This window comes from Billgrantia aerodenitrificans (genome assembly GCF_021404405.1).
GTDB classification, from domain to species: domain Bacteria; phylum Pseudomonadota; class Gammaproteobacteria; order Pseudomonadales; family Halomonadaceae; genus Halomonas; species Halomonas aerodenitrificans.
Map to the genome: position 1 here is coordinate 50,831 of NZ_JABFTV010000004.1, position 13,187 is coordinate 64,017.

Annotated in this window: 10 protein-coding genes; 2 read left to right on the plus strand and 8 right to left on the minus strand. The window is 65.1% G+C overall.

Going from position 1 to position 13,187, the window contains the following annotated elements:
* Positions 1-70 precede the first annotated feature (70 nt).
* The 8 genes from HOP59_RS08620 to HOP59_RS08655 form a co-directional block, all read right to left on the minus strand.
* Entirely contained in the window at positions 71-1,126 is a 1,056-nt protein-coding gene (locus HOP59_RS08620) for a substrate-binding domain-containing protein (RefSeq protein ID WP_010627065.1), read from the minus strand.
* A gap of 95 nt (positions 1,127-1,221) precedes the next feature.
* Positions 1,222-2,328, minus strand: coding sequence for an ABC transporter ATP-binding protein (locus tag HOP59_RS08625; RefSeq protein ID WP_234253578.1), 1,107 nt, complete (start codon positions 2,326-2,328; stop codon positions 1,222-1,224).
* A gap of 49 nt (positions 2,329-2,377) precedes the next feature.
* On the minus strand, positions 2,378-3,988 hold the full coding sequence (locus HOP59_RS08630; protein WP_234253580.1) for an alpha-glucosidase family protein: 1,611 nt from the start codon (positions 3,986-3,988) through the stop codon (positions 2,378-2,380).
* A 94-nt stretch (positions 3,989-4,082) separates the two neighbouring features.
* On the minus strand, positions 4,083-4,925 hold the full coding sequence (locus tag HOP59_RS08635; protein WP_234253581.1) for a carbohydrate ABC transporter permease: 843 nt from the start codon (positions 4,923-4,925) through the stop codon (positions 4,083-4,085).
* The gene (locus tag HOP59_RS08640; RefSeq protein WP_026037951.1) at positions 4,925-5,902 is read right to left on the minus strand and encodes a carbohydrate ABC transporter permease; all 978 of its coding nucleotides are present in this window, start codon (positions 5,900-5,902) and stop codon (positions 4,925-4,927) included. Before HOP59_RS08640 ends, HOP59_RS08635 begins: the two co-directional genes overlap by 1 nt.
* Before the next feature lie 19 nt (positions 5,903-5,921).
* Entirely contained in the window at positions 5,922-7,187 is a 1,266-nt protein-coding gene (locus HOP59_RS08645) for an ABC transporter substrate-binding protein (RefSeq protein WP_010627070.1), read from the minus strand.
* Between the two features lie 168 nt (positions 7,188-7,355).
* Positions 7,356-8,282 (minus strand): LysO family transporter, encoded by a 927-nt coding sequence (locus HOP59_RS08650; protein WP_010627071.1) that lies wholly within the window; start codon positions 8,280-8,282, stop codon positions 7,356-7,358.
* Between the two features lie 84 nt (positions 8,283-8,366).
* The gene (locus tag HOP59_RS08655; protein WP_010627072.1) at positions 8,367-9,050 is read right to left on the minus strand and encodes a hypothetical protein; all 684 of its coding nucleotides are present in this window, start codon (positions 9,048-9,050) and stop codon (positions 8,367-8,369) included.
* A 371-nt stretch (positions 9,051-9,421) separates the two neighbouring features.
* On the opposite strand from HOP59_RS08655, the gene HOP59_RS08660 reads away from it, so the two are divergent.
* Both HOP59_RS08660 and HOP59_RS23550 read left to right on the plus strand, forming a co-directional pair.
* Positions 9,422-11,419: a methyl-accepting chemotaxis protein gene (locus tag HOP59_RS08660; protein ID WP_010627073.1), complete on the plus strand. Its 1,998-nt coding sequence runs from the start codon at positions 9,422-9,424 to the stop codon at positions 11,417-11,419.
* A 121-nt stretch (positions 11,420-11,540) separates the two neighbouring features.
* Positions 11,541-13,172 (plus strand): methyl-accepting chemotaxis protein, encoded by a 1,632-nt coding sequence (locus HOP59_RS23550; protein ID WP_010627074.1) that lies wholly within the window; start codon positions 11,541-11,543, stop codon positions 13,170-13,172.
* Positions 13,173-13,187: the final 15 nt, after the last annotated feature.

The following is a 13,187-nucleotide window of genomic DNA, read 5'->3' on the forward strand; positions in this document are numbered from 1 at the left end:
GCGATGCAGCCAATGGTCATGAAGTGTGCAAGCAACGTGCAAGCGAGCCCGCTGTTTAACGAATCAGCTCCTAGGAGCAGGTCTCGCCCAGCATCATCTCGGTCGTCAGCAGGCGTGAGTGGCTCGGCTCCAGGCCCAGGATCATGCGCGCCGCCAGGCGTCCTTTCTCGCTGCTCTCCTGGCGCACCGTGGTCAGCCGCGGCGCCCGGTACTGGCCTTCGGCGATACCGTCGAAGCCGATCAGACTCAGGTCATCGGGAATACGCAGGCCGCGTTGCTCGGCCAGGGTCAGGGCGGTCAGGGCGATACGGTCCGACATGCACAGCAGCAGGTCTGGACGCTCGGCGTCGGGCAGATCGAGAATCTCCTCGATCACCGGGGCGCATACCTCGAAGGTGTTCTCCTCCACGTTCCACATCGGGATCCGTTCGAGGTCGAAGTCGTGCTTTTCCAGGGCGGCATGAAAGCCGGCCAGCCGCGAGCGGGTAATGGTGAGTTCGGCCGAGAGCAGGGTGTGCTGCGGATCGATTCTTCCATTGCAGGGTTCCGCCGTGAGGCGCAGGTTGACGATGGCCGGTCGCTTGCGTGGGGCGACCGACAGCGCGTGGTCGGCGATCTCGAAGCAGGAAGGCTCGTTGTCGACGTGTATCGAAGGATGGCCCGCCACGTTGAAGTCGACCGCCACCAGCGCAGCGTGGAGGGGCAGCGAGTCGAACAGCTCGGCGGAGGGCATCAAGCCGTAAACGATGAAGCCGTCGGCCATGCTTGCCGAGTCGACCAACTGGCAATTGACCTGCCGTGCCGAGAGCAGCAGCAGGGTATGGCCCTGGCTGTCGAGTACCTCGGCCACGCCGGAGAGAAACTCGCTGGAGACGGCATCGTTGAGGCTGTAGGTAAGACTCTCGGCCAGAACCACCGCGATGATGCGCGAACGCCCGGTGCGCAGGCTGCGCGCCTTGGCGTCGGGACCACGATAGCCCAGCCGCTTGGCCTCGGCGAGAATGCGCTCGCGCAGGCTGGGCGAGAGCTGGTCGGGCCGGTTGAAGGCATTGGATATGGTGGCGGTGGAGACGCCGAGCTCGCGGGCCAGATCCTTGAGGGTGATACGGCGGGCCGGTGGCGACACGATTATTTCCCTGCTAATGAGTACGGCGCCCAGCATACCGCCCCGGCCGTGGCCGGGACAGTCCCGCCGTCTATTTTTGTAACGCTACCATGGTCTCAGGCCACGGCGCGTGCGGCCTTGACCGACAGCGCCCGACCTCCGGCGTCGAACAGGTGCACGTGCTCGGGGTCGGGAGCCAGCGTCACGCGCTGACCGACCCGCCACGTCGTGGGCGCTTCGCCGCGCTGGATCAGCAGGGTCTCGCCCTCCTTGGGCTCCAGGTAGACGTATACCTCGTTGCCCAGGTATTCGACGTTGACGATCTCGAAGCCCTCGCTGCCCTGAGCCTCGCTCAGACGCAGGTGTTCGGGGCGAATGCCCAGCGTCAGCGCCGCTCCCTGGGTATGGCCCGAGGCATCCTGGGGCAGCGCCAGCTCGGTCAGCCCGGTGGCGCCGACCCGGCAGCCGGTGGCATCGGCACCGAGCAGGCGTGCGGGCAGGAAGTTCATCGTCGGCGAGCCGATGAAGCCGGCCACGAACTTGGTCGCCGGGCGCTGATAGAGCTCCTGGGGGCTGCCCACTTGCTCCACGCGACCGCCATTGAGCACCACGATCTTGTCCGCCAGGGTCATCGCCTCGACCTGGTCGTGGGTCACGTAGACCATGGTCGAGCCGAGCCGCTTGTGCAGGCGGGCGATCTCGTTGCGCATCTGTACCCGCAGCGAGGCGTCGAGGTTCGAGAGCGGCTCGTCGAACAGCAGGATGCGCGGCTCCCGGGCCATGGCGCGACCCATGGCCACGCGCTGGCGCTGGCCGCCGGAGAGCGCCTTGGGCTTGCGCTCGAGCAGTTCCTCGAGCTGCAGGATGCGCGCCGTCGCCATCACCCGCTCGTGTACGGTCTCCTTGGCGGTCTTGGCCAGCTTGAGGCCGAAGGCCATGTTCTCGTACACGGTCATGTGCGGGTAGAGCGCGTAGGACTGGAACACCATGCCCACGCCGCGCTCCCGCGGCGGCAGCTCGTTGACCACCTGATTGCCGATGGAGAGCTCGCCGTCGCTGATCGACTCCAGCCCGGCGATCAGGCGCAGCAGGGTGGACTTGCCGCAGCCCGAGGGGCCGACGAAGACCACGAATTCGCCTTCACCGATCGCCAGGTCCACATCCTTGATGATGTGCGTGCTGCCGAAGACCTTGTTGATTTTGTCGAGGGTGACGCTTGCCATTCGATCCATCCTCGGCCGCTATACGGCCGGTCGTTGTTTTCAGAACCATCTAGAGCCGGAAATAGGCCGCCTGATAGGGCGGCAGATGTAACTTGCCGCCGCTCACCTCGTACTGGAAACCGTGCTCCTGCAGCGCTTCGCGCACCTCGGGCAGCGTCGCGCTCTGGGGCTGACCGGTGAGGTTGAACACGCACAGCAGCCTGTCGCCACCGCGCTGGCGGGTGAAGGCGACCAGCGCTTCGCCCAGGTCGAGCAGCGTCATGTCGCCGTCGAACAGGGCCGGGTGCTGGTGGCGGAAGCGCAGCAGGCGACGGGTGGCGTTGAGCATCGACTCCGGGTCGTCCTGCTGACGTGCCACCGACATGGCCAGGTGCGGTTCGGCCACCGGCAGCCACGGCTCAACGTGAGAGAAACCGGCCAGCGGGGTATCGTCCCAGGGTATCGGCGTGCGGCAGCCGTCGCGGCCCTTGAAATCGGGCCACAGCGGCAGGCCGTAGGGGTCCTGAATGCGCTCGAAGGGCACCTCGGCCTCGGGCAGGCCGAGCTCCTCGCCCTGGTAGAGGCAGACGCTGCCGCGCAGCGAGAAGAGCAGGGCCAGCGCCACGCGGGGGTAGGCGAAGGCGCACTCTTCGCTGCCCCAGCGGGTGGCGCTGCGCACTACGTCGTGGTTGGACAGCGCCCAGCACGGCCAGGCATCGCCGGCGAACTGCTGGAAGCGCTCGAGCACGCCGCGAATGTAGTCCGGCGAGCGCGGTGCGTTGAGCAGGTCGAAGGTGTAGGCCATGTGCAGCTTGTCGCCCCCCGAGGTGTACTCGGCCATGCGCTCCAGCGGCGTGTCGTCACCGATCTCGCCCACCGTGGTGGTGCCGGGGTACTCGTCCATCAGCGCTCGCAGCTCGCGCAGGAACTCGACGTTCTCGGGGCGGCTGATGTCGTAGATGTGGCGCTGCCAGGTATAGGGGTTCTCCTTGGGCGCGCCCAGCGTGCGGGTGGCGTCGATGGTCAGCGCCGGATTGCTGCGCAGGTGCTGGTCGTGGAAGTAGAAATTGACCGTGTCGAGGCGGAAGCCGTCGACCCCCAGCTCGAGCCAGAAGCGCATATTGTCGAGCTGGGCGGTGCGCACCTCGGGGTTGTGGAAGTTGAGGTCCGGCTGGCTCGACAGGAAGTTGTGCAGGTAGTACTGCTGGCGCCGACTGTCGAAGGTCCAGGCCGGACCGCCGAAGATCGACAGCCAGTTGTTGGGCGCGGTGCCGTCCGGGTTGGGATCGGCCCACACGTACCAGTCGGCGCGCGGGTTACCGCGGTTCCTGCGGCTCTCCTGGAACCAGGGGTGCTGGTCCGAGGTGTGGCTGATCACCTGATCGATGATCACCTTGAGGCCGAGTGCATGAGCGCGCTCCAGCAGGGCCTTGAAGTCTGCCAGGGTGCCGAACAGCGGATCGACGTCGCGATAGTTGCTGATGTCGTAACCGAAGTCGCGCATCGGCGAGGTGAAGAAGGGCGACAGCCAGATGCCGTCCACGCCCAGCGAGGCGACGTAGTCGAGCCGCTCGGTGACCCCCGGCAGGTCGCCGACGCCGTCGCCGTTGCTGTCCATGAAGCTACGTGGGTAGATCTGGTAGATGACGCCGCCGCGCCACCAGAATGTGTTGTCTTGCATGAGTTTCCCTTGATCAAGCCTCGATGGCATGGTTGTTCGTCAGGTACGAGTTGCCGTGGACAATCCTGTTCGTGTCGGGTTCAGCCGCTCCGATTCATCCCTTTACCGCACCGGCCGTCAGCCCCGAGACGATGCGCCGCTGGAAGATGATCACCAGCACCACCAGCGGTACCGTGACCACTACCGAAGCGGCCATGATCGGCGCCCAGGGCAGCTCGTAGGCGCTGCCGCCGGAGAGCAGGGCGATCGCCACCGGCACCGTGCGCTGGCTGTCGGTCAGGGTGAAGGTCAGGGCGAACAGGAATTCGTTCCAGGCGGCAATGAAGGCGAGCAGCCCGGTGGTTGCCATGGCCGGCCACATCAATGGCAGGAACACCTTGGTGATGGTTACCCAGGGCGTGGCGCCGTCCATGATCGCGGCCTCCTCGAGCTCCAGGGGCAGCTGGCGCATGAAGGTGGTCAGCACCCACACGGTGAAGGGCAGGGTGAAGATGGTGTAGCTCAGGATCAGCCCGCCCGGGTTGTTGTAGAGGTTGAGCGCGCGGATCACCTCGAACAGCCCCGACAGCACCGCCACCTGGGGGAACATCGATACGCCGAGGATGATCAGCAACACCGAGGTGCGGCCGCGGAAGCGTACCCGCCCCAGGGCGTAGGAGGCAGTGATGCCCAGCAGCAGCGCGATGAACACCACGCTGGTGGCGACCAGGATGGAGTTGAAGATCGCCTGCAGAAAGCTGCGCTGGGAGAAAATCTGCACGTAGTTGGCGAGCGTTGCCCGCGTCGGCCACAGCTCGACCCGGAACAGGTCGCCGGAAGGCGTGAAGGAGGTCTTGATGGCGTAGTAGAACGGGAATACAGCGATCACCACGATCAAGGTCACCAGCAGCCAGAAGCCGACACGCGCTGCGAGTTTGGAAAGCTGGCGCGAGGTCATCAGTCACCCCCCAGTTGCAGTTGCTTGCGGCCCAGATAGAGATAGGCGATGGTCGCCAGGGCGATGATCAGGAACAGCAGGGTGGAAGCGGCGCTGCCGTAGCCCACGTCCTGGAACTCCACCAGCTGTTGGCGGGCGTAGATCGACATCGACATGGTGCTGGTGGAGTTGGAGGTGAGCACGTAGATCACGTCGAACACGCGCAGTGCATCGAGCAGGCGGAAGATCACCGCTACCATCAGCGCCGGGGTGATAAGCGGCAGAGTGACGCGGAAGAACACCTTGACCGGGTGGATACCGTCGACCTCGGCGGCTTCGTAGCAGTCCTTGGGCAGCATCTGCAGTGCCGCCAGCACCAGCAGGGCGACGAACGGCGTGGTCTTCCACACGTCGACCATGATCACCGCCCACATGGAGTAGTTGGCGTCGGCGGTCCAGGCGATGGGGCTGGCGATGATGCCGAGCGCCATCAGCAGGTGGTTGATGATGCCGAACTGGTCGTTGAGCATCCACGCCCACATCTGCGCCGAGACGATGGTAGGGATCGCCCAGGGGATCAGCACCGCGGCGCGCACCAGGGTGCGGCCCTTGAACTCGGCGTTGAGCACCAGGGCGACGATGACCCCGAACACCACCTCCAGCGACACCGAAACCACCGAGAAGTAGACGGTATTCCATACCGCCCGCCACCAGATGGGGTCGGCCAGCACGCCGAACCAGCGGCCGTCGTCGTAGACCAGGTAATTCTCCAGCCCGATGAACAGGGTATCGCTCATGTCCGACAGCGAAGCGTCGGTGAAGCTGAAGTAGAAAGTGCGCAGCAGCGGCCAGCCGGCCACCATGGCCAGGGTCACCAGCATCGGCGCCAGGAAGAACCAGGCGGCGCGCACTCGCTGCCGCCTCACCTTGGTACTGCGATAGCTTGCCGGCAGGGGGCGCGCCGGTATCGGCGCGCTTTCGGTCACGGGAGTCGACATGGCGGGCTCCTGAAGGGGGTTACCAGTTGCGGCGCTTGAGACGGGCCAGCTCGTGATCCAGGTCGCTCATCGCCTGCTCGCCGCTACGGCTGCCGGAGAGCACGTCGTGAGTGGCGCTGAAGAAGGCGTTGCTGACGCGACCATAGGCATCGCCGGTGGGCGCCGAAGGCCGTGCTACGGCGTTGACGAAGGTCTCGTAGAGTTCGCCGAAGAAGGGCACCGCTTCGAGTACTTCGTCATCCTGGTAGAGTGCTTCGAGGGTCGGGTTGTAGGCCCCCTCGATGGCGCGCCGCTTCTGCTCCTCTTCGCCGGCCAGGAATGCCACCAGCTCGGCGGCAAGCTCGGGGTTCTCGCTGTAGCGCGATACCGCCAGGTTCCAGCCGCCCAGGGTGGCGGCGGTGCTGCCGTCGCCGCTATAGGGCAGTTGGGTCACGCCCACCTTGCCGCGCACCTCGCTGCCCTCGCTCTGGGCCAGCGCCCAGGCATAGGGCCAGTTGCGCATGAACACGGCATTGCCGCCCTGGAACACGCCGCGGGCCTCTTCCTCGGTGTAGTTGAGGACGCCGTTGGGCGAGATGTCGCCGATCCAGGAAGCGGCAAGGTCCAATGCCGCGGCGGCCTGCGGGTTGTTGATGGTGATCTCGCCCTCGCCATCGACGATGGTGCCGCCACCGTGACTGGCCACCCACTCCAGGGCGTTACAGGTCAGCCCCTCGTAGGCGCGGCCCTGGAAGACGTAGCCGTGCATACGGCTGTTGCCTGCCTCGCGCTCGCCGTTCTGTATCTCGCGGGCGATTTCGGTCAGCTCTTCCCAGGTTTCCGGCGCCTCGAAGCCGTACTGCTCGAGCAGGTCGGCACGGTAGTAGAGCACGCCGGCATCGGTGAACCAGGGCATCGCCACCAGGCGGTCGTCGATGGTGTTGTTCTCGACGATGGCGGAGAAGTGTCCTTCGCCGGCGTTCTCGCCCAGCACTTCACGCAGGTCGAGCAGGTGGTTGGCCAGCAGGCCCGGCCATACGACGTCGATCTGCATGATGTCGATGTCGGTGGAGTTGGCGGAGAGAATCTGCTGGTAGAGCGACAGGCGTTCGGTGGAGGAGTTGGGCGTCGAGACCACGTCGACGCTGTAGCCGGTCTTCTCTTCCCATGCCCGCACACCCTGTTGGCAGAGCTGCAGCTCGGCACCCACGGCACCGCAGGAGATGGTCAGGTCGGCGGCCTGGGCGTGGCTGAGGCTGGCGGCTCCGGCAACGACGAGGGTGGAAAGCAACGTCTTCTTGTACATGCTGGTATCCTTGTCGGCTTGTTGTTATCAATGGCGGCTGAGGAATCTTAAACGATTAAGATCGTTCGCCGCTCAGTTAGCCGTGTCTGCCTGGAGAGTTCAACCTAGACTTTCGGCTAACAGTGGGCTTGGCGCTTGCCGTTGCTTCCTGAGCATAGCTCCCGCTTCTTACAGCGACAGGAAGAACAGGATCAGTGGCGGCGACAGCAGCGAGAGGATGAAACCGCTGACCACGGCGATGGGCACGCAGGCCACGCCGCCGTGCTGCTGGATCACCGGCAGGGTGAAATCCATGGAGGTAGCGCCGCCGTAACCGATGGCCAGTGGCGCGTAGCGCTTGATGAACAGCGGGATCAGGATGAAGGCCAGCAGCTCGCGACTGAGGTCGTTGAAGAAAGCCACCCCGCCGAACACGGGGCCGAGCTGATCGCCGACCAGTATCGCCGAGAGCGAATACCAGCCGAAGCCCGATGCCAGCGCCAGGCCCTCGTTCCAGCTCAGCGACAGCAGGGGAGCGGCGAGCAAGCCGCCGATGAGGGAGCTCACGGCCAGGGTCATGGCAATGGCCAGCCCGTGGCGGTTGAGCAGGATCTGCCGCAGTGGCATGCCGGAGTTGCGCAACTGACAGCCGATCAGTGCCAGCAGCACGTAGAGCACCCATTCGGCCATCAGCTCGGCATGCTGGAAGATGGCATCGCCGCCCAGCCAGGCAAGCGCCAGGCCGATCAGCACGCCGCCTGCCACCACCGCCACCAGGGCCAGGGAACCGACCAGTGCGGCCAGTTTAGTGGTGGGCGCATCGGCCACCACCGGAGACGGCCCCATGCGCAGGGCCAGACGATGTGACAGCCACCCCAGCGCCAGCAGGTTGCAGGCGGTGATCACCGTGAACAGCGTCAGTGCCTGCCCGCCCATACGTGACAGCTCGCGGCCCAGCTCATCGAGCCCCGCCAGGCTGATGCCCATCAGCAGCAGAATGACGTAGACCGAGGCGCTGACGCCGCGATTGATGACGGCCAGGACGTCGGGACTTCGCACCGGCACCAGATAGCCCAGCACCAGCGGCAACAGCACGATCAATAGCCCCGACAGCATGACGACTTCCTTCAGCCCGGCCGCTCAGGGCGGCGAAAACCGCCAACTCTACCAGGCTTTTGCGCCCGGCGCCGGGTCTCGTGCTCAGTCTGTCCTGAGTGAGGTCAGGGTGAGCCGGCTGCGGCGCTCGCCGTCGCGCTGGTAATCCACCGCCAGCAGCAAGCCGGGATACTCGGGGTGGAAGTGGAACACCATCCTGCGCTCCGGTGTGTCCGGCTCGCTGACCTCGACCTTGAGCGCCTGGAACTCGCCAGCGGGCAGCTTCACTACATCGGTGCCCAGCAGGCGGTAGTCGAGGGTCTCCTCGCGGCCGCGGTGATCCTGGTAGACCAGGCGGCATCTATCGCTCTCGCAGCCGCCGTTCAGGGCGCGCCGCGAGAGTTCGATCAGGGCGGCCTGGCGGTCCGGCAGCTCGGCCAGTTCGCTGCTGCCCAGGCGATAGTTCCCGCCCACGCCGAACAGCGAGTAGCCGCTGGCGTAGTTCACCGAATGCACGCCCTCGGGCGTGACGATGAAACGGCTGCGTTCGTTGCCCCGGGCCACGGCGATGGCGGCCTGCATGCGGCTCTGCCAGTGGCCGCTCTCTCGGGTCAGTTGGTGTTCGATGGTGGCGTTGGGCCAGCCCCTCACCTCCAGACGATAGCTGGCGCTGAACGGCTGCAGCTGGGCGTCGGGCTGGGGTGCGGCCGCCACGGCCTTGACCGGAAGCCAGGCCAGCAGCAGAACGGAAAGAGTCAGGCGAGCCAGGGCTCGTGAGGATCGATTCATGGCAAGACCGCATGGCTGTTGGGCGACAGTAGCTGTGAACCTCGCCAGCCCGCCGGGTTCCGTGATGCACGGTTATTCCACGGTTTCGTCCATGATGTCGAAGTTCTCTGAGGTGGCCAACGCAAACTCAAGCCGCCATGGCAAGCCGAGACGAGAGGGCGGCGCAGCTATTGAACGCAGGTGTGACGCTCGTCAATGAATCGAGCGAGTCGACGCGAGCGAGGCTCAAGATTCCCGCTGCCCGGCCGAAGAAGACTTCGCGCGCCGACAGGCAGCGCCACGATGGCCGACGGATATCACAACTACAACGGCACGCTACGCCAGCCACGTCACGACTTCCGATATCTTCGAGCTTGGCAGGGTTCCAACAGATGAAAAACCTCCTTCACCGCACTCCAGTTTCCCGCAAGTTCATGCTTGTGCTGGCGCTGCCCCTTTGCATCATCGTCTGGCTGGCCGCGAGCGGCATCATGGACAGACACCATATGGCCAACAACATGCAGCAGGTCGATCGCATCACCGAATTGTCGGTGCAGCTCGGTGGCCTGATACATGAGCTGCAGGTGGAACGTGGTTTGTCGGTCGGTTTCATCGGCAGCCGCGGTGAGGCCTTCGGCGAGCGACTGGCCGCCCAGCGCAGCCGGGTAGACGATCAGCTGGCTGACTATCACAGAGCTTGGGATGGGATAGGCACCAGCGGCGATAGCGAAATCGACTTGCGGCGTGAGGAGATCAATGCGCTGCTGGCCGAACTGAGCACCACCCGTCAGGCGGTCGACACCTTGCGCATGCGTGATCTGGATGCGCTGGACTACTACACCGAGATTAATTCACGGCTGGCCGAAAACGTGGGGCGGCTGAGTTCGCTGAGTAATGCCGGAGAGCTCTCCCGTGCCTTGGGTGCCTATTACTCCCTGCTCGAGATCAAGGAGACGGCGGGTATAGAGCGGGCGCTGCTGGCCAGCGCTTTCGCCGCCAACCGCATGTCGCAGGATGTCTATTTCCGCTTTCTCCGCCTGCTCGGCGAAGAGGAGGCGTTCGAGGAGAGCTTCCTCATCCAGGCCGACGCCGAGATGTGGGCTCGGTATCGTGCCGCCACCGGCGAGCATGAGGCCAATGGTGAACTGACCATGATGCGCCAGATCGCCATGCGTCAAGGCATCGACGGCGGCTATGGCATTCGCGCGGAACGCTGGTTTGACGCCCAGACCGGCAAGCTGGAGCGGCTGCGCGCAGTGGAGCTGGCGCTGGCCGACTATGTACAGGTCCGTGCCCATGGCCTGGCAAGCGAGGCTCGCATTGGGTTATGGACGTTCGCCGGTCTGGCCATGGCGGCCATTCTGGTCTCCGTCGTGCTTTCCATCCTGCTGGTGCGCAGCATGGTCGTGCCGCTGCGCCGGGCGCTAGCCCAGATCGAGTCGCGCGGCGGCGATCTGACCCAGCGGCTGGCAGTGCCCGGCAGCGATGAGTTGTCGCGGCTCTATGCCGCCTTCAATCACTCCACGGACAGCATGGAAGCCCTGGTGGCTTCGATTCAGCAGGGCGCCCGCGGGGTGGGCTCGGCCAGCGGCGAGATCGCCCAGGGCAACGAGGATCTGGCCAGCCGTACCGAGGAGCAGTCCGCCTCGCTGGTGGAAACCGCCACCAGCATGGAGCAGATGACTTCCACCGTGCGTCAGTCGGCCGACAACGCGCGCCAGGCCAGCAGTATGACGGAGCAGGCGGTAAGCCAGGCCGAACAGGCCAGCCGGGTGGCCGAGGAGGCGCGCCAGGCCATGCAGCAGATCTCCGAGGCCAACCGCCAGATTACCGCCATCGTCGCGGCCATTGACGGCATCGCCTTTCAGACCAACCTGCTGGCGCTCAATGCCTCGGTGGAAGCCGCCCGCGCCGGTGAGCACGGGCGCGGCTTCGCCGTGGTGGCCGGCGAGGTACGCAAGCTGGCCAGTCGCAGCGCCGAGGAGGCAGAACGCATTCGTCAGTTGGTCGACAACACCACCCAACGGGTGGAGGCGGGCAACGGCCTGGTGGGTCGCACCTCCGAGGCGTTGGCCGCCATCTCCCGAGACGTGCGCCAGGTCTCCGACCTGGTGGCGGAGATTTCCTCGGCCGGCGGCGAGCAGTCGGCGGGTATCGAACAGATCAACCAGGCCGTGGCCCAGCTCGAGGCTACCACCCAGCAGAACGCGGCGCTGGTCGAGCAGGTCGCCACCGCGAGCCGTTCACTGGACGATCAGGCCGGAGAGATGGCCAGGCTGATCGCCCGTTTCCGTGTCAGCGAGCATCTCGAACAGCTTGAGCAGGGCGGAAACGATGCCCGCGCAAGGCTCGAACACCATTCCATGGAAAGCCGGCTGCTGCCGGTTTGAACCAAACAACCAGAACGGGCCAATGAAGCCCGTTCAAGAACCGAACCGAAAGCGCCAGACGTGCTTTCGGTTCTCCCCGTATTACGACTAAGTGATAGACGAATCCAAGGAAACAGAGACGATGCGCAACTGGGCGACAAGTACCAAGCTGTGGGCGACATTGGGCTTGATGTGGGTGGGGATGCTGGTATTGGTGGGGTGGACGGCCTACGACAAGCGCGAGGGTTTGCTGAATGAGCGGATCGCGAGCCTCGAGTATTTCGTCGGCAGCGCACGGGACATGGTGGCGAGCCTTGCCTCACGCGCCGAACGCGGTGAACTGACGCAAGCGGAAGCCCAGGCCAGGGCCATCGAAAGCCTGGCGAACCTGAGCTTCGGTGAGGATGGTTACATTTTCGCCTTCGACAGCGACATTCGTATCGTGGCTCATCCCCGTCGTGCCTTGGGCGATTCCATGCGCGACTTCCAGGACAAGAGCGGGCTGTACCTTTATCGGGAACTGAAGGCGACGGCGGACCGCAATCCTCAGACGGGCGGTTTCGTCGGCTATATGTCTCAGCGCAGCCAGGCCGGCTCCGAAGAGGTGCCCAAGATGAGCTACGTGCAGCGGGTGCCCGGCTGGAATTGGGACCTGGCAGCAGGCGTCTACATGGATGACATCAACGCCGCCTTCTGGGCGAGCCTGATCGAGCTGGGCATGCTGCTGCTGGGCATCGGCATCCTGCTGACCCTTGCCATGGGCTGGATCATCCGTGACGTGCTAAGGAGTCTCGGCGGCGAGCCGCACCATGCCCAGGAGATAGTGCGGCGAATCGCGGACGGCGACCTGACCCAGGCGCTGGCGCTCAAGGCCGGCGACCAGTCCAGTCTGCTGGCGGGTATCGAGAGCATGCGTCAGCGTCTCGTGGCCTCGCTGGTCAATGTGCATGGCGGCACCGAGCGGATCAATGCCGGCGTCGATCAGATCGTGATGGGCAACCAGGACCTTTCGGCCCGCACGGAGCAGCAGGCCGCGTCGATCGAGGAGACCGCGGCCAGCATGGAGCAGCTGACGCAGACGGTGGGCCAGAACGCCGAGAACGCCAACGTAGCCAACCAACTGGCCCTGGAAGCCAGACGAACGGCACACCAGGGCGGGGAGATGATGGCCAACGTGGTCGCCACGATGCAGGGGATCGCTCAGAGCGCCGGGCGTGTAAAAGACATCATCGAGGTAATCGACTCGATTGCCTTCCAGACCAGCATCCTGGCGCTCAATGCTTCCGTGGAGGCGGCGCGGGCCGGTGAGCAGGGCAGAGGATTCGCCGTGGTGGCGGGTGAGGTGCGAACTCTGGCCAGCCGCAGCGCCGAGGCCTCGCGTGAGATTCGGACCTTGATCGAGTCGTCCCACCAGCAGGTCGGTCAGGGAGCGGAGCTCGTCGAAAGAACGGGCAGCACCATCCGTGAGGTCGTCGCAGCCGTCACCCGGGTGACCGATCTGATGGAGGAAATCGCCTCGGCGTCCGGCGAACAGCGCATCGGCATCGAGCAGGTCAACACCGCGGTCGGTCAGATGGATCAAGTGACTCAGCAGAATGCTGCCCTGGTGGAGCGGGCGGCCGACGAGGCGGCGACGCTTCGCCAGCAAGTGGAATTGCTGGTGAAAGAGGTCATGTGGTTCCGCATCGAAGCGCCGCAGCAAGGCGTCGCCGCTGCGCCGGCCTGGCAGCCCGCCCTGGTGCACGATCCGCGCCCGCAGGCCGAGATCGCCTGACCCCTTCCTGTCTGA

What these genes read in the sequence shown, in the direction of transcription:
- HOP59_RS08625 (WP_234253578.1), bottom strand. Translation starts at nt 2,328, where the DNA reads ATGGCAAGCGTCACCCTCGACAAAATCAACAAGGTCTTCGGCAGCACG.
- HOP59_RS08630 (WP_234253580.1), bottom strand. Translation starts at nt 3,988, where the DNA reads ATGCAAGACAACACATTCTGGTGGCGCGGCGGCGTCATCTACCAGATC.
- HOP59_RS08635 (WP_234253581.1), bottom strand. Translation starts at nt 4,925, where the DNA reads ATGACCTCGCGCCAGCTTTCCAAACTCGCAGCGCGTGTCGGCTTCTGG.
- HOP59_RS08640 (WP_026037951.1), bottom strand. Translation starts at nt 5,902, where the DNA reads ATGTCGACTCCCGTGACCGAAAGCGCGCCGATACCGGCGCGCCCCCTG.
- HOP59_RS08645 (WP_010627070.1), bottom strand. Translation starts at nt 7,187, where the DNA reads ATGTACAAGAAGACGTTGCTTTCCACCCTCGTCGTTGCCGGAGCCGCC.
- HOP59_RS08650 (WP_010627071.1), bottom strand. Translation starts at nt 8,282, where the DNA reads ATGCTGTCGGGGCTATTGATCGTGCTGTTGCCGCTGGTGCTGGGCTAT.
- HOP59_RS08655 (WP_010627072.1), bottom strand. Translation starts at nt 9,050, where the DNA reads ATGAATCGATCCTCACGAGCCCTGGCTCGCCTGACTCTTTCCGTTCTG.
- HOP59_RS08660 (WP_010627073.1), top strand. Translation starts at nt 9,422, where the DNA reads ATGAAAAACCTCCTTCACCGCACTCCAGTTTCCCGCAAGTTCATGCTT.
- HOP59_RS23550 (WP_010627074.1), top strand. Translation starts at nt 11,541, where the DNA reads ATGCGCAACTGGGCGACAAGTACCAAGCTGTGGGCGACATTGGGCTTG.